The sequence below is a fragment of the Bacillus sp. FSL P2-0099 genome (assembly GCF_038007445.1).
GTDB classification, from domain to species: Bacteria; Bacillota; Bacilli; order Bacillales; family Bacillaceae_G; genus Bacillus_A; species Bacillus_A mycoides.
Map to the genome: position 1 here is coordinate 4,935,261 of NZ_JBBOXE010000001.1, position 17,076 is coordinate 4,952,336.

Below are 17,076 nucleotides of genomic sequence, written 5' to 3' on the forward strand. Positions count from 1 at the left end.
CATTCGTCTCTGACTTACGTCGTCAAAAAGGGGTATGACCAACATAACGAAGAGTAATGTTCAATTGATAGTGATAATCGTTATCAACTAATTAGAAGTATACAGGATGTTATTTCAAATTACAATACCATTTCTGATTTTTATTTATGAATTTTTTGATATACAAATGTATACATTTTAAGAACATTTACTCACATTAATCTGCCATATTCCATTATCTGCTATAATTTTCATTGAACAGATTAATAACTTCTTAATTATGTTTTTATTAGTTTCGTTCTCAATATTTATAAATTACAATAAATAGTTTTTCAGAAAAAGGTAGGGGTAACAATGAAATATGTTAGCATTCGAAAAAAACTACTGTTCACACTCTTAAGCATTTCTTCCTTATTTAGCATTGCTCTTATTGTTATTCTTTCATTCGCGATGAATCAAGCAAGTGAAATCGAAACATTAAAGAATGATGTATCGAAAAGAGCAACGATTTTAAAAGAACGTGGCGATTGGTTCCAAGCGCAAGTCGCTGGTTTACAAGAATATTTACTATCACATGACCAAAAAGGATTGGATAAATTCAACCGGGAAGGAAAAAAACTAGCTGATACTAGGGAGAAAGTAACAAGTGATAAAAAACTCCCAGAAGGAATGAAAGAGGCCATTTTAATGGGAGCAAAATGGCGCAGCGTCGTAGATAATGAAGTCCTTCCTCTTGCACGGGAAGGAAAATGGGATGAAGCATCCAAAATTGCTCTTGCTCAAACAGATTATGTAAATGATCTTTTAAGTCGTTTTACTAAATATGCAAATGAAGAAAATGACAAACGGGACGTATTAATTGCTGACGTAGAGTCTTCTTCATCCCTTATTCAATATATTATTTTCTTCTCACTCATTACATGTACATTAACGTCTATTCTATTGGCATGGTGGTTCTCTGGTAAACTCGTTAAACCGATTCGACAAATTGATGCGAAGTTAAAAGAATTAGCTTCTCAAGATGGCGATTTAACCGCTAGATTACACGTAACGAGTAAAGATGAAATTGGTGACATCGCAAATTCCTTTAATCAAATGCTTGCTAACTTACAGCGTATAATAAAGCAAGTTCAACAAACATCAACAAGTGTAAAAGAAGCTTCTGAAAATGTGTTTATCGAAACAACTGCTTCTATGGAAAATACCGCAAAAACTAAAGAGACTATGAATGCTCTTGAGCACAATATTCGTTCACAAGTTTCTAGCATTGAAGAAAGTTCAACCGCAATGGATGATATGGCAACGAGTGTTCAGCGCATTGCACAAGCTGCCTCTTCTGCCGCTAGCCTAGCTGTTACAACTTCTGAAAAAGCAGATGATGGAAATAAAGTCATTGAAAAATCTATTACACAAATGCATACAATTAACGAAGCTGTTAACGCTACATCACAAGTGGTAGAGCGACTTATTACACATACGAATCATATTGATACTGCACTTCAATCTATTTCTAATATTGCCGAGCAGACGAATTTGCTCGCTTTAAATGCTTCTATTGAAGCGGCCCGTGCTGGTGAACACGGAAAAGGATTCGCTGTTGTTGCCGATGAAGTACGAAAACTTGCTGAACAATCTCAGCTAGCAGCAAATGACATTAACCATTTACTTCATCAAATTCAAGCGGACACAAAAATAGCAAATGACATGATGACACAAGGTCAGTCAGAAGCTTCTGAAGGAATTACAGTCATTCGTACCGCTGGATCTTCATTCTCAGAAATTGTTAATCACATTAACAATTTCTCTACACAAATACAAGAAATGTCTGCAACTGCTGAAGAAATGGCCGCAAGTTCTGAAGAAATGAATGCAGCTTTAAATAATATCGCTTCTATTTCAAATGAAGTTGCTGCCGAAACATCGAAAACAGCAATTTCAGCTGGTGACCAAGTAAACAAAATGAGTGTCGTTGCTAAAAAATCATCAGAAATGAAAACAATTGTGCAAGAACTTGAAGTGCTCGTTTCTCATTTCAAAACAAATAGTTAAAATGAAAATTTCATTTATACTTCTACGAACTCTAAATTGTTAGAAAGAGCGATTTAGAGTCTCTCTTTTTTCACGCTAAAATATCTCTTTCTATCTCCCATTCTGTCTGCTATAATTCCTAAAGGAAAGAAGAAAGCTTTATTCCAGATGGAGTAAAGCTTTCTTTCAATTTTTTACATTAATTAATTAATTCTAATACTAAGATTTTACAAGGAGGATTTTTATCATATGAATTTTATTAGCATTCGAAAAAAACTAATGTTCATGATGGGAATGATTTGCGCTTTATTCGGCATCGCCTTAGCTTTTATTTTATTCTTTACCATGGATCAGTCTCATAAAGCTGAAACATTACAAAAAGAAATTTCTCCTCTTGCAACAGAATTGAAAGAGCGCGGAGACGCTTATCAAGTACAACTTTCTGCTTTAAGAGGTTATTTACTACAACATGATCAAGTCGAATTAGACAAGTTTAATGAGATGAGTAAACGTCTTGAAGATACAAAAGAGCAACTTCTTTCTAACCCTAACACTTCTCAGTCCGTGAAAAGCACAATGGAATTAGGATCCACTTGGAGAAAGTTCATTGAAGAGAAAGTATTCACTCTTGCAAAAGAACAAAAATGGGAAGAAGCTTTACAAGTAGCTTCTACAGAGAATGGCACTGTTTATAAAGTAATCGGTGATTTCACAAATTACACTAATGAACAAGCTAAATTACGTGAACAATCTATTGAAAAAATCGATCAATCTTCACTACGAATTGAATATGTTGTCTTCTTATCACTTGTTATTTGTATTGTAACTGCAATTATTCTTGCATGGTGGTTCTCTGGTAAGCTTGTAAAACCAATTCAACAAATTGATACTAAACTAAAAGAATTAGCCTCTCAAGAAGGCGACTTAACAGCCCGTCTACAAGTAAATAGCAATGATGAAATCGGTGCTATTGCCACATCATTTAATAAAATGTTAGAAAACTTGCAGCATATCATTAATCGTGTTCAAAAAACATCTGTAGAAGTACAAACAGCTTCTGAAAATATGCTAGAAAAGACTAATACATCACGCGAGGCAACAATAAGAGTTCAAAGCTCGATGTCCAACTTAAATTCAAGTATTCAATCGCAAACTTCTAGTATGGAAGAAAGCTCGACTGCGATGGATGATATGGCAATAAGTGTTCAGCGTATCGCTGAATCTGCTTCATCTGTAGCCGAACTTGCTGTAGCTACATATGAACACGCTAACGACGGAAGTACTGTTATCCAAAAATCTGTTTCACAAATGACAACGATACATGAAGCTGTAAATGCTACATCAGAAGTAGTCGAACGTCTAATCACCCATACGAAATATATTGATACGGCTGTACAATCTATTTCTAATATCGCTGAGCAAACGAATCTACTTGCTTTAAATGCTTCTATTGAAGCGGCTCGTGCTGGTGAACAAGGAAAAGGATTTGCTGTCGTAGCTGATGAAGTTCGTAAACTTGCGGAACAATCAAAAACAGCGGCAAAAGATATTAACCAATTGCTTCATCAAATTCAAAATGATACGGAAACTGCTAGCTCTATGATGTCTCAAGGCCGCTCTGAAGCATTTGAAGGCATTACTGTCGTTCGTGAGGCTGGTACTTCTTTCACAACAATTGTTGAACAAGTAAATAAAGTATCAACTCAAATGCAAGACATATCAGCAACTGCTGAAGAAATGGCTGCAAGCGCTGAAGAAATGAACGCTTCACTTAATAACATCGCTTCTATTTCAAATGAAGTATCTAGTGAAACAGCCGCAACGGCACAATCTGCTGAACAGAAAGTCATCGTGATGAATGAAATGACTCTCACTGCAAAACAAATGAAACAAACAGTTGAAGAATTAGATCAGCTTGTATCTCATTTTAAAACTGAATAGCTTTTCAAAAAAATATTCCTCTCTCAGGGAGAAATATTTTTTTAAGCTCATTTCCTGCACTTATCCCGCATATCCGTTATAATGAGAACCGATATCATTAATATTTAGGGGGTGCTACACATGTCACAACAAGCATTTGAAGAAAAGTTATATGCGAACCTAGAAGCTGTTATTGACCCTGAATTAGGTGTTGATATTATCAATCTTGGATTAGTTTATGACGTTACAGCAGATGAAAATAATAATGCTGTCATTACAATGACGATGACTTCTATCGGTTGTCCAATGGCTGGCCAAATCGTATCAGACGTTAAAAAAGTATTATCAACGAACGTACCTGAAGTAAATGAAATAGAAGTAAACGTTGTATGGAATCCGCCATGGACGAAAGAACGTATGTCGCGTATGGCGAAAATCGCACTAGGTATTCGTGATTAAATAAGGAAAAGACCTGACAATCCAGTCAGGTCTTTTTTCTCTTATTATTTTACTCCTACAGCGTCATAAGCTTTCGTTACAGCTTGTACCTCTTTAGAGTTTTTACCGAATAAATCTTCTGCTGATTGAAGTGCAGCTTGACGCATCATTTTGAAATCAGAGTTTGCAGTTAAATATTTTGTAAGAGCACGATAGTAAATTTTTTCTGTCGCTTCACGGCCCACTCCAGTTACTTTCACATTGTAATGCGTGCCGCCCTCAGACACTAAATACGCCGCCTTATTATTAATACTACTGTTAATATGAACGCCGCCATTATCAGCTGTTCCAGTATAACGTTTATTATAGTGATCTGGGTAACCTTCACCTGGTTTTAATGGGTTTGGAATAGATGCTGGATCCTTTAGAGAACGAAGTGCATCTCCAGGTTTACCAGGTGTATAAATATCAGCACCTAAATCCCAGCTCTTCTTCTCAACCATGACGCCCATAATATCAGATAACGATTCATTTAACGCTCCTGATTCATTTTTATATACAAGGTTTGCTGTATGTTCAGTTACAGCATGCGTTAATTCGTGGCCAATAACGTCTAGGCCAGCTGATAATGGAATAAATGTCTTACCATCTCCATCACCATACATCATTTGTACACCGTTCCACGCTGCGTTATTCCAAGATTCACCTACGTGAACAGCAGAAATAAGTTTTGCACCTTTATCATCGAAAGAGTTACGGTTAAATGTCTTTTTATAATAATCATATACTTTTCCTGCATTCACATGCGCATCAACTGCCGCTTTATCTTCGAAGAACTTAGATTTACTTCCAATTTCTTCTCCTGTATATCCAAGAATTTGTGAGAATAAATTAAACCAGTCTTCGTTCATATTCTCTGCATCAAATGTATGGACACCTTGTCCTCGTGTACCATCAAATAAGTTGAACGCTCCTGTTTTCGTATCTTGAGCAATTTCAAATGATTGTCTAGCACCTAATACTCCGTAACCAAATCCAGTAATGTTATCTACAGCATTATATTTCTCAATAACATTTCCATTTGTTGCATCAACAAAGTAATGCCAATATCCTGGAGCTGGTTTCGAAACCGACGCTTTTACAAGATATGCAAGATAGTATTGACCATCTTTTTCATACACATATAAATCTTTTTTCACACCATCATAATTCTTTACTTTACCAATTTCTTTCTCAATATTAGCTTTTGCAATCGTTTCTGCTTGTTCCGCACTAATACTTGCAGATGCAGGAATATTTTTATTATCTAAATTCGGAATAACTTGTCCGAAAAATGCTTTTACATTATTCTCTTTATCAAGCGTAACTGTTTGATCTGAACCATACACAGGAATGTTATTATGCTTCTCAACTAACTTCACATGTGTTGTACCAGACTCAGCATCTTTTTCCTCACCAACGATATTGAAATGTTTGTCAATATTTCCTGCTAGTTTAAACATATCTTTTTTACTCTCTAAATATTGAAAGACCGTCTCTTTTTTATCTAGTCCTTCCGGCGCTTTCCATTCTTCACCTATGTAAGCTGGCGTTTTAAACTCTTGGTGATACTGGATTTTTTGCTCTTCTGCTTTCGTCGTAGTTGCTCCAAATGCCCCAAACCCACTTGCGATAACAGTTAATGCTAATGCTGATGAAATTACTTGCTTTTTCAATCTAACACTCCCCATTTCCCTAAAAGTTTTTAACACCTTTATAAATATTCTGAATACTCTTTCCAATACCTGCTCTCAAAAATTGAGAAAGTTTTTTCTGATAATTAAACTCACCAAAAAGAGGACATCGAAAAACGATGTCCTCTTTCCTATAACTTTTCATTCCGCTATTTATATGCTGGAAAGCCACCACTGATTAAAGCCTCACTTTATTGTATTTTCATTTCAATTGCTAAATAGTGAGACTTCTCTTTCGCTTGAATGCGAATATATTCTTCTACAGCCTCCGCTGCATCACGCATTACAAGTGCTTCACCGTTTACAACGCTGCTACCTTCAATTTGTACAAGGTACAATTGACGTCCTTCTTTAACAGGAAAATGAATTTCTTTACCAGCTTCTAATGATAAAGAATATAAATTTGCATCTTGGTGAATATGAATTGGTGCATCTCCATCAGAAGGAGATACCATATGGAACCACTCATTTTCACGTTTACTCCAATCAAATTTAAACTCACCATAGTTTGGTTTATGACCGTCGCGGTCTGGTAAAATCCAAATTTGCAATAAACGTAATGTTTCACTTCCTAAGTTATGCTCACTGTGAAATACACCAGTACCTGCACTCATATATTGAACATGCCCACGCTCAATTGTCCCGCGATTCCCCATACTATCTTCATGTGTTAATTCACCATCTATAACGTAAGAGATAATCTCCATATCACGGTGCGGATGCATATCAAAACCAGTTTGTGGCGCTATTAAATCATCATTCATAACACGTACTGCTCCAAAATTCATGTTGTTTGGATTATAATAATTTGCAAAGGAAAAATGAAAATGTGTATTTAACCAACCGTGATTTGCTCTTCCCATATTTTTATAATCAACTTTTCTAAACATATCCTTCACCTCATTTTATCTCGAAATCGAGATATTTATTTTTAATTTTATCACTGCAACTTCTTCAGTAATTCTAATAATTGTTTTTGTTCTTCTCTATTTAACTTATCAAATTGCTCTGCTTGAAATGTTTCTTGCGGCGGGACTATTTCTTCATATAGAACCTTTCCCTTTTCTGTTAATGAAATATATTTCGTAGTACCTTCTTGTTCACGCTGAATCCAATCTAGTTGCTCCATCTTATTTAAAAGTTGAGTAACATTTCCTTTCGTAACAAACAACTTATTTCCAAGTTCTTGCTGCGTTAAACGATCGTTTCCTCCAATTTGAACTAATACATCAAACTGAGCGGCAGATACATTCCACTTTTTCAAATGCTGATTCGTCTCACGAATACTTCTATTATAAAAGCGTGATAAACGAAACCATAATAGTACTCCAAGCCTTTCCCCTGCTTTCATTCCATCACCTCGCTCATTTGATACTATTAGTTTAGAACTAAACTTATTAAAGGTCAACTACTTATTTTTAATTAGCAATAAATAAAAGCACAGTGATTTTCCTCCACTATGCTTCAGATTAAATTTCTATTTTTATATTCATCTAGCTTCCTCTCCGCGAAATGCCTCGCATCTTTCTCGATCCATCTTTCTTCGTATAGTTCATTTCCAACATATAGTACATCGTCCTTATGCTGCATCGCATGCCTGAATTCATGCAATAGCGTTTTGAGCACTTGCTCATACTCTTCCCACATACAAACGAAAATTAATTGTTTTTCTTTATGATAAAAACCACCTACTGGGAATAAAAACTCCTCTTCTTCTTCTCCTAATGATAAAAGTACATGATTCGCATCACACGTATCGCAAAAAATAACTGGCGTTGCACTTACTTCAATAAGAGAAAACAAATCATTTCTTAACTTTTTGACATCCCAAGGAAGCTCCGAATCCAACACATACCAATTCTCAACTTGTTGATATACATTTTGAAACTGGAGTTCCATTTCTCAATAATCCCCTTCCTAAACTCCCTTTTCCTATATATATGCCACAATATGGTAAATATTAAACATACACTTTCATCCTTTAAAAAATGACGATAAAAAAGAATCTATGTCAGCATAGATTCTTTTTCCGTAATCACTTTTTTTTCATCATTTTTTTTAATATAAAATAACCAATTGCACAAACAATAGCAGCAAGTGCAAAGTATTTCACATATGGCCCAGCTACTTTATTAATACTTTCCCACTCTGTTCCTAATTTAAAACCTAAATATACAAATACAATTGACCATGGAATAACAGCTAGTGTAGTTAGCGTAATAAACTTAGCATGTGACATTTTCGCAATACCCGCTGGTATCGAAATAGCATGACGCACAACAGGAATAAAACGCGCTGTAAAAATAACACCAGTTCCGTAACGATTAAACCACGCTTCAGCATAATCAATATGTTTCTTCTGAATCAAAATATATTTTCCATATCGCTCAAGAACAGGTCTTCCTCCGTATCGACCGATCCAATAAATGAATAGTTGTGCGATTACACCACCAATTGTACCGAACGCGACAGCCCCCCAAAATGTAATGCTTCCTGTTGATACTAAATAACCTGCATAAGATAATACGATTTCACTTGGGATAACCTCTATCATTAATCCCAGCATAATTCCCCAATAACCAAGTCCTTCTAGAAAAACTAAAACTGAATGAATCAACTCTCCTAACATCATTTACCTCTCTTTACTGTTTTCATTGCAAAAAATAAAAGTACAAGCAGTAAATATCTTGTACTTTTATTTTTTCAAAATTTATCTAGTCTTCGTATCCCACTTAAAGATTTTATTTAAAAATTTATATACATTCTTTGACTCTTTCGTCAGAAGTGGACCTAAGATCGATAGTATAAGCACGTATAGTGCTGAGAATGGTTTCAATACCGACATTAACCCACCCGCGATACCGATATTAGCCATAATGATTGAGAATTCTCCCCTTGAAACGATTGTTAATCCAATATTTGTTGATGCTTTATGAGATAATCCAGCTTGTCTTCCTGCAATCATCCCTGCTACAAAGTTTCCGATTATCGTCAGAAGTACAGCACCTAACGTTAACCATATTGCTCCGCCCAATGAAAACGGATCGATACTTAATCCGAAACTGAAGAAGAAGATAGCTCCGAAGAAGTCTCTAAATGGAACAACAAGATGTTCAATTCGATCACTATGCTCTGTCTCAGAGAAAACTAACCCTAAAAGAAGTGCCCCGATTGCTTCTGCAACGTGAATTGTTTCTGAAAAACCTGCAATAAAGAACAACGAAGCAAATACTACAATAATAAAAATTTCATCTGAACTAATATTGAGCAATCTATTTAATAACGGCGTTGCTTTTCTAGCCACAATAAAGAATAGAAGCATATATCCTAAAGCAATTCCAATTGACGTAAGGGCACCTAAGAAGGAAGCGTGATCCCCAAGAACTAAGCCAGAAACTACTGATAAATATACAGCAAGGAATATATCTTCAAACATAATAATTCCTAAAATTAATTCGGTTTCATTATTACCAGTTCTTCTTAAATCAACTAATACCTTTGCAACGATAGCACTAGAAGAAATCGTAATAATACCCGCAATAATTAAGATTTCGAGTAACGGGAATCCCATTATAAATCCGTATAATAATCCTAGTGAAAAGTTAATCAAAATATAGATTGTTCCGCCAATCGCGATAGAACGTCCAGATTTAATTAGTTTTTTCATCGAAAACTCTAATCCCAGATAGAAAAGAAGGAACAGAACACCAATCCTTCCAAGGAAGGATATCACACTTGCACTTTCAATAAATTTGAGATCGATAACACCTATTGTCGGCGCGTGCGGCCCTACTAACATGCCAAGAACAATTAGAAAAGGAATTACTGAGAATTTAAACTTTCCAGCGATTACCGCCGCAATTGCTACTAAAACTAAAGCTGTACCAACTTCAAAAATTAAAGTATCCATCTAGTCAGTCCCCCTATTCGAAAGTAATTCATTAATAATCTTTTTAATTTCTTCTCTCTCACCAGAAACTACAAGCATATCTCCTTCTTCAATCACCGTGTCTGGACCTGGATTAAATAGCTTTTTCATATTCTTTTTCATAACTGCAATTATCGTTACGCTATATGTTTTTCTTATTTCAAGGTCGCCAATTGTTTTTCCGATTGCCGGAGCTGCATTCTCCACTTTAAACCACTCAATTGCTAAACCTTCAAAGACCATCTCAACATTTTCTAATGCTCTAGGTTTGTATACCATTCCACCTAATATTGCTGCAATTTGTCTCGCCTCTGAGTCATGTAATGAAATACTTGAGATGCTTTCTTCATGATCTGAATCAAAATGATACATTTCTCTACGCCCATCATCATGAATGACGATCACCATCTTTTCGTTACCTTTCGTAACGATTTGAAATTTATAACCAATACCCGGAAGTTCACTTTCTCTAATATTCATATTTAGCTCCTCCATAACTTCTTTATTTTAATTTTCTGTTTTTCTGTCTTTTGTTCATCCAATCAATTTTAGAAATTCTAACCATTCAGGATACCTATGACTTGGAAATCTTTTATTGTAATAATAAGTGGCTCCTAAAAAGATACTTAAAGATGTAATGATAAAAAATAAATTACTTCTTATTTTCAAACTCTTAAGACTTACTTTCAATAAAGATTCTTCTTTCAAATTATCCCCTCTTTTTCGCTTTAAATTTAGTTTTTTAAAATGTAAATAATTCTAAAAATATTACGATGTAACATAATCATAACACAAAGTACGTTTAAGTAACATGATTTTTTAGAAAAATTGATTCTGGTATATTTTTTGCATATAATTTTCTTATTATGAAAAAAAGGAAGTGTATTATATGGTTGATATCTTTAGCAGATTCCTTGAGGTAACGAATAATATTTTATGGTCATATATTCTTATTGCAATGTTAATCGGCTTCGGTCTTTATTTCTCTTTCAAATTAAAATTTGTCCAAATTACTCATTTCCGTGAGATGGTCAGTTTAATTAGTAAAGGATTTAATCGAAAAGAAAAAAAGAAAGATAGCATCTCTCCATTCCAAGCATTTTGCTTAAGTGCGGCGGCACGTATCGGTATCGGAAACTTAGCTGGTGTAGCATTAGCCATTTCAATGGGTGGACCTGGCGCAATATTTTGGATGTGGTTTATCGCTATCCTTGGAGCAGCTACTAGTTTCGTAGAATGTACGCTCGCGCAAATTTATAAAGTAAAAGATGGAAGCAGATTCCGTGGTGGACCAGCGTATTACATGGAAAAAGGGTTAAACAAACGCTGGATGGGTGTTTGGTTTTCACTTCTTATTACAGTTGCGTACGGATTAATTTTCAATTCTGTACAAGCAAACACGGTAACAATAGCATTTGAAAATGCTTTTGGACTAGAGCGAACGATCGTAGGAGCTCTATTAGCTTTATTAGTTGCAGTTATTATTTTTGGTGGTATCAAGAGCATTTCACGTATTACAGAAATGATTGTTCCTCCAATGGCAATCATTTATATCGGCGTAGCTGTTTTTGTCGTAATTAACAACTTCACTATGTTACCAAGCATTTTTACAGAAATATTTAACAGCGCATTTGGTTTAGACCAAGCTATCGCTGGTGGTATTGGAGCAGCAATCAAATTCGGAATTCAGCGCGGTTTATTCGCGACAGAAGCAGGTATGGGTAGCTCTCCTAATGCAGCAGCAACATCAGATGTATCTCACCCTGTAAAACAAGGACTTGTTCAAGCATTAGGTGTTTTCGTAGATACATTCTTAGTATGTACATCAACAGCGTTTATCGTATTATGTTCTGGACTTTACAAAGGATCTAATTTAGAAGGTATTGAATTAACACAACAAGCATTAAGTTCACAAATTGGACCGTGGGCAAGCACTTTCTTAGCGATTATTATTTTCCTATTCGCTTTCAGTTCTTTACTAGGAAACTACTATTATGGTGAAACAAATATCGCATTCATTAAAGAAAGCAAAACATGGTTACTGATTTATCGTGTTGCAGTTGTCGGAATGGTGTTCTTCGGATCTATCGCTGCCCTTCAAACGGTTTGGAGTTTAGCTGATTTCTTTATGGGACTAATGGTATTTACAAACTTAATTGCCATCTCATTCCTTAGCAAGTTCGCCTATGCGGCATTAGTAGACTATATAAAACAAAAGAAACAAGGAAAAGATCCTGTTTTCATTGCAAGTTCTATCCCTGGCTTAAAGAATACAGAGTGTTGGGATGGGCAAGATTTAGAAGAGAAGAAACAAGTTGGATAACAACTAAAAGCGGAAGAGGCTCGTAGGAAAAAGCGAAGCCACCGAATATTCTAGCCGCTGGAGCTATATAATAAAAAATCCCTATTACTTCATAGTAATAGGGATTTTTTATTTACAACAGTTCATAATTTGTTCAAATTAATTCCAGCAAAAGGGTTGATTTATACAAATTACTAGATTATAATAATTATAAATTAGTAATTCATATAAAATAATAACTCAAGAGGAGATTGATCATAATGAATACACAAGTAATCGAAGCATTAAACAAACAAGTAGCAAACTGGAGCGTTTTATTTACAAAACTACACAACTTCCATTGGTACGTAAAAGGACCTCAATTCTTCACACTACATGAAAAATTTGAAGAGCTTTACACAGAATCAGCTACTCACATCGATGAAATCGCAGAACGTATTTTAGCAATTGGCGGCAAACCAGTAGCAACAATGAAAGAATACTTAGAACTATCTTCTATTCAAGAAGCAGCTTACGGAGAAACTGCAGAAGGGATGGTCGAAGCAATCATGAAAGACTACGAAATGATGCTAACTGAACTAAAAAAAGGCATGGTAATCGCTCAAGAATCTGACGACGAAATGACATCTGACCTATTGCTAGGCATCTACACAGAACTAGAAAAACACGCTTGGATGCTACGTGCATTCTTGAATCAATAATATATTTAAAAGCGGAGGTGGCTCGCTCAGAACAGGAGGGCATTGGAGCTCCTGACGAAGAGGCGCTTTTTGCCTCACAGGAAGGCGCGAAATGACCGACTGTTCTAGTCACCGGAGCTGGATACCACTTAAAGCGGAGGTGGCTCGTTCAGAATCGCAGGACATTGGAGCTCTCGACCTTGAAGCGCTTTTTGCTTCGAGCGAGAGAGCGAAATGACCGGAGATTCTAGCCGCTGGAGCTGGATACCACTTAAAGCGGAGGTGGCTCGTTCAGAATCGCAGGACATTGGAGCTCTCGACCTTGAAGCGCTTTTTGCTTCGAGCGAGAGAGCGAAATGACCGGAGATTCTAGCCGCTGGAGCTGGATACCACTTAAAGCGGAGGTGGCTCGTTCAGAATCGCAGGACATTGGAGCTCTCGACCTTGAAGCGCTTTTTGCTTCGAGCGAGAGAGCGAAATGACCGGAGATTCTAGCCGCTGGAGCTGGATACCACTTAAAGCGGAAGCGGCTCGCTCAGAATCGCAGGACATTGGAGCTCTCGACCTTGAAGCGCTTTTTGCTTCGAGCGAGAGAGCGAAATGACCGGAGATTCTAGCCGCTGGAGCTGGATACCACTTAAAGCGGAAGCGGCTCGCTCAGAATCGCAGGACATTGGAGCTCTCGACCTTGAAGCGCTTTTTGCTTCGAGCGAGAGAGCGAAATGACCGGAGATTCTAGCCGCTGGAGCTGGATACCACTTAAAGCGGAAGCGGCTCGTTCAGAGTCGCTTTTTTCTATTGATTGGTCGCACTTGATAATACATAAAATTATATCGATCGCAACTCACGATATATCAACGTTTCGACAAAGAATATCGCTTTACCAACAAATCACGACAATATTAGCACTCACCTTTTCTACTTTTATCAATATATTACAATCTCTTTTATGTTAAAATATAGGAAACACCCTTTAGTAATTAGATCCAAAAAGCTTGTCCAAGTTCATCATTTACTACTTAAATGACGGGAGTGGTTCAGTTGAAAGACTACTTAATTAGAGCATTTTTTGCGTTAATAACAGTTGGGATTCTCTTACTTATAGCTAATATTTTCAATATACGTGTCGAGGTTAAAGACTATGCTTTCCTCGTTGTTGTAGCTATTGGTGGCGGTTGGGGTGGCTGGTACCTGTATAAGAAACAAAATAATAAAAGTGATAAAGGCATTCCGAAGTAATACGGAATGCCTTTTTTGTATAATACATAATTAAGCTTAAACCATTAATAAAAGCAGTCCCCAAAAACATCATAAAACCCCATATTCTATGGTAAATAAAAAGAATTCATTTTGAATATAGAAATAGTCCAAAATCTTGCATAACAGAGGTATGCCCCATTTGCCGCAACATTGTGGCTATATTCCCACGGTGATATGCTCCGTGGGTGACGACGTGTAGTATTGTTTCAGAAACCGTCGTATCCAGGTGCCCAGCATATGGATTATCAACCTTAAACACTTTTTCATAATCTTGTTGACTACTTAAAAGTTCTTTATATCGTTTAGATAATTCATAAAAACTAGTTTCCATTTCCTCAATATTTTTTGTTTCCAGCTGTTCTTTCAATTGGTCTGTGTGTACCATTGCATCACTCATGCTTTTACCAGAAATAATCTCAAGCCAGGCTAAATCTGTGAGGTATATGTGAGACATTACTTTTGCCACCGAAGAAAAACCACTCTTAACTTCCTTATGGAAAATGTCTTGCGGTAGTTCTTTTAAGCGATTTAAAATAACTTCATTTGCCCATAAGTGGTAGTTATACATTTTTAATACAGAACGGCCCATGCTCATTTCTCCTCCAATTTTCATTTTAATGATTAGATTATGATACATAGCTGATTAAAAAATTCCCAAAGGATTACATCTATAAAATTTATTCTGATTTCGATTAAAAAAACCTCTATTACCTTCATAAAAAACATTCGCTATCTTCCACAATCTGACCCTTTAACGGAACATTTCTATGTCACTCAATAATTCCTTACTCACCTTTTATTCAGATGTTCTTTTTTAAGTCAGTAAAACATACCTCCATCTACTTCCCCTCTTCCAACGATTTCACATCTCACTATCAATATATTTAACCAAATTAAAAACACATGCCTTTTTGCGATAAAAAGACATGTGTTTCCAAAATCTACTATAAAAATGTACTATGATAACTGCTTCCACTTAGTTCCCAAAACAGGACGCTCGTAATTTTGTATTTCATGAATTAATTTAGCTGCCGTCTCAGCTGAAACAATCAACTTTTTATTCGACGGGTTCATAAAGCCTTCTTCCGCTGCGCGATCAACCATTTGCAGAATTGGTCCGTAAAAGTCTTTAATGTTTAATAAACCAACTGGCTTATCATGTATACCAATTTGTGACCAACATACAACTTCAAATAATTCCTCAAACGTTCCGTATCCACCTGGTAATGCAATGAAAGCATCCGCAAGCTCTGCCATTTTCGCCTTGCGCTCATGCATTGTTTCTACTTCAATTAATTCTGTTAATCCTGTATGTACGATTTCTCCTCGAAATAGACCGCGCGGCATAACACCTGTTACACGTCCACCTAAACGAAGAACTTCGTTTGCTACTTCTCCCATTAATCCAACGCATGAACCGCCGTATACAAGCTCATAATCGTTCTCAACAAACATTTTGCCTAACTCTATTGCCTGCTCTTTAAATTCTGGTCTTCCCCCTAAATTTGAACCTGCAAACACACAAATCTTTCTCATTCCTACACCCCGAAACTATATATTGTTATGATACAATGAGTATTGTACAACATATTGAAGGGATGAGGAAGAAATGGATATCGTCGCATTTCAAAGATGGGTGGAGGAATTTTACGAAAAACGAAGCTGGTCACAGTACAACTCCTTTATTCGCTTAAATTTCTTAACTGAGGAAGTTGGGGAAGTTTCACGCGTTGTTCGCGCAATTGAAATCGGTCGTGATCGCCCTGATGAACAAACGAAAACACAAGAAGAGCTAAAACAAGAACTAAAAGAAGAACTTGGTGATGTACTTTCTAATCTTATTGTTCTTTCACAAAAATATGATTTGGATTTACAAGACATTATGGAAACACACGTCACAAAGCTTTCAAAAAGATTCGAAACATCTAAATGAGAAGATTATCAATTGTGATATAATGTTCTTGTCAAAATAATAAGGGGGATTTTATGTTATCTAAAAAATTGCACGACGCACTAAATGAACAAATGAATTTTGAATTTTACTCTGCCCACGCTTATATGGCAATGGCTGCTTACTGTACAGCGGAAAGCTATGATGGATTCGCTAACTTTTTCCTTGTACAAGCTGAAGAAGAGCGTTTCCACGCAATGAAGCTTTACAACTACATTAATGACCGCGGCGAGCGCGCTATTATTACTGGATTTGATCATCCTAATAACGAATATGAGTCTGTATTGAATGCTTTTGAAGTAGCACTTGAGCACGAGCGTGAAGTAACGAAGCGCATTTATCACTTATCTGATATCGCTTGGGATGAGCGTGAACACGCAACAATTACCTTCTTAAAATGGTTCGTTGACGAGCAAGTAGAAGAAGAAGCTTCATTTGATAGCATCATCCAAAAATTAAAACGTATTACAAGCGATTCAAACGCACTATTTATGCTAGATGCTGAACTAGAAAAACGTACATTTACGCCTCCAGCTGAATAATATTTCAATCACCTTAATGAATGGATTAAGGTGATTTTTTTATTTCTTCTCTAAGCTGAATAACCCTCGCCACATCCTTCTTATAAAGCTCTGAAACCTTTTCAACAAAGTCACTATGAGTAAACGTCCCATCTCCTACCCCTACTATACTTAAATACCCATGTATAAATTTCAAAAACACTCTAGCATCTTCTCCAGTTAATTGATCAATGTTCTCTATAATCTCATCAGACTCCCTTAAACTATCTCGTTCTTGCACCCTAATCCCCCTCTCTATATTATTTATCATACCAAAATAAAAAAGTCGTTCATCCC

Annotated in this window: 18 protein-coding genes; 8 read left to right on the forward strand and 10 right to left on the reverse strand. The window is 36.2% G+C overall.

What is annotated here, in order from left to right; genetic code table 11:
• The first annotated feature begins 333 nt into the window (after positions 1-333).
• The 3 genes from MKY90_RS25765 (at position 334) to MKY90_RS25775 (ending at position 4,386) form a co-directional block, all read left to right on the forward strand.
• Positions 334-2,028 carry a methyl-accepting chemotaxis protein gene (locus MKY90_RS25765; protein WP_341092891.1) on the forward strand — a complete coding sequence of 565 codons (1,695 nt, stop codon included), beginning with the start codon at positions 334-336 and terminating at the stop codon, positions 2,026-2,028.
• Positions 2,029-2,256: 228 nt separating this feature from the next.
• The gene (locus MKY90_RS25770) at positions 2,257-3,948 is read left to right on the forward strand and encodes a methyl-accepting chemotaxis protein (protein WP_341092893.1); all 1,692 of its coding nucleotides are present in this window, start codon (positions 2,257-2,259) and stop codon (positions 3,946-3,948) included.
• Between the two features lie 120 nt (positions 3,949-4,068).
• Positions 4,069-4,386: a metal-sulfur cluster assembly factor gene (locus tag MKY90_RS25775; RefSeq protein ID WP_000082522.1), complete on the forward strand. Its 318-nt coding sequence runs from the start codon at positions 4,069-4,071 to the stop codon at positions 4,384-4,386.
• A 44-nt stretch (positions 4,387-4,430) separates the two neighbouring features.
• Here MKY90_RS25775 and MKY90_RS25780 read toward each other — a convergent pair whose 3' ends face one another.
• The 7 genes from MKY90_RS25780 to MKY90_RS25810 form a co-directional block, all read right to left on the reverse strand.
• Complete coding sequence (locus MKY90_RS25780; protein WP_158664745.1) at positions 4,431-6,080, reverse strand: M4 family metallopeptidase; 1,650 nt, start codon at positions 6,078-6,080, stop codon at positions 4,431-4,433.
• Between the two features lie 209 nt (positions 6,081-6,289).
• Positions 6,290-6,988, reverse strand: coding sequence for a pirin family protein (locus tag MKY90_RS25785; RefSeq protein ID WP_341092895.1), 699 nt, complete (start codon positions 6,986-6,988; stop codon positions 6,290-6,292).
• Positions 6,989-7,038: 50 nt separating this feature from the next.
• Positions 7,039-7,449 (reverse strand): MarR family winged helix-turn-helix transcriptional regulator, encoded by a 411-nt coding sequence (locus MKY90_RS25790; RefSeq protein WP_002129828.1) that lies wholly within the window; start codon positions 7,447-7,449, stop codon positions 7,039-7,041.
• Between the two features lie 113 nt (positions 7,450-7,562).
• Entirely contained in the window at positions 7,563-7,997 is a 435-nt protein-coding gene (locus tag MKY90_RS25795; RefSeq protein ID WP_002015986.1) for a DUF3920 family protein, read from the reverse strand.
• 136 nt (positions 7,998-8,133) lie between these two features.
• Positions 8,134-8,727 (reverse strand): DedA family protein, encoded by a 594-nt coding sequence (locus MKY90_RS25800; protein WP_000900199.1) that lies wholly within the window; start codon positions 8,725-8,727, stop codon positions 8,134-8,136.
• 81 nt (positions 8,728-8,808) lie between these two features.
• The gene (locus MKY90_RS25805; RefSeq protein ID WP_002129832.1) at positions 8,809-10,008 is read right to left on the reverse strand and encodes a cation:proton antiporter; all 1,200 of its coding nucleotides are present in this window, start codon (positions 10,006-10,008) and stop codon (positions 8,809-8,811) included.
• Positions 10,009-10,506, reverse strand: a complete 498-nt coding sequence (locus MKY90_RS25810; RefSeq protein WP_341092897.1) for a cation:proton antiporter regulatory subunit — start codon at positions 10,504-10,506, stop codon at positions 10,009-10,011.
• A gap of 409 nt (positions 10,507-10,915) precedes the next feature.
• On the opposite strand from MKY90_RS25810, the gene MKY90_RS25815 reads away from it, so the two are divergent.
• From MKY90_RS25815 to MKY90_RS25825, 3 genes are all read left to right on the forward strand, one after another.
• The gene (locus MKY90_RS25815) at positions 10,916-12,349 is read left to right on the forward strand and encodes an alanine/glycine:cation symporter family protein (RefSeq protein WP_002129834.1); all 1,434 of its coding nucleotides are present in this window, start codon (positions 10,916-10,918) and stop codon (positions 12,347-12,349) included.
• A gap of 239 nt (positions 12,350-12,588) precedes the next feature.
• Positions 12,589-13,029, forward strand: a complete 441-nt coding sequence (locus tag MKY90_RS25820; RefSeq protein WP_002034654.1) for a Dps family protein — start codon at positions 12,589-12,591, stop codon at positions 13,027-13,029.
• Positions 13,030-14,049: 1,020 nt separating this feature from the next.
• Positions 14,050-14,247 (forward strand): hypothetical protein, encoded by a 198-nt coding sequence (locus MKY90_RS25825; RefSeq protein ID WP_098167509.1) that lies wholly within the window; start codon positions 14,050-14,052, stop codon positions 14,245-14,247.
• 106 nt (positions 14,248-14,353) lie between these two features.
• Here MKY90_RS25825 and MKY90_RS25830 read toward each other — a convergent pair whose 3' ends face one another.
• A complete protein-coding gene (locus MKY90_RS25830; RefSeq protein WP_098167510.1) occupies positions 14,354-14,857 on the reverse strand; it encodes a DinB family protein in 504 nt (167 codons plus the stop codon).
• A 368-nt stretch (positions 14,858-15,225) separates the two neighbouring features.
• On the reverse strand, positions 15,226-15,804 hold the full coding sequence (locus tag MKY90_RS25835; protein WP_445661554.1) for an LOG family protein: 579 nt from the start codon (positions 15,802-15,804) through the stop codon (positions 15,226-15,228).
• Between the two features lie 73 nt (positions 15,805-15,877).
• Here MKY90_RS25835 and MKY90_RS25840 point away from each other — a divergent pair, with 73 nt between their 5' ends.
• Positions 15,878-16,201, forward strand: a complete 324-nt coding sequence (locus tag MKY90_RS25840; protein ID WP_002089472.1) for a MazG nucleotide pyrophosphohydrolase domain-containing protein — start codon at positions 15,878-15,880, stop codon at positions 16,199-16,201.
• Positions 16,202-16,254: 53 nt separating this feature from the next.
• Positions 16,255-16,761, forward strand: coding sequence for a ferritin (locus tag MKY90_RS25845; protein ID WP_002015996.1), 507 nt, complete (start codon positions 16,255-16,257; stop codon positions 16,759-16,761).
• A 25-nt stretch (positions 16,762-16,786) separates the two neighbouring features.
• Here the strand turns inward: MKY90_RS25845 and MKY90_RS25850 are convergent, their stop codons facing one another.
• Positions 16,787-17,020 carry a hypothetical protein gene (locus tag MKY90_RS25850; RefSeq protein ID WP_063218071.1) on the reverse strand — a complete coding sequence of 78 codons (234 nt, stop codon included), beginning with the start codon at positions 17,018-17,020 and terminating at the stop codon, positions 16,787-16,789.
• Positions 17,021-17,076: the final 56 nt, after the last annotated feature.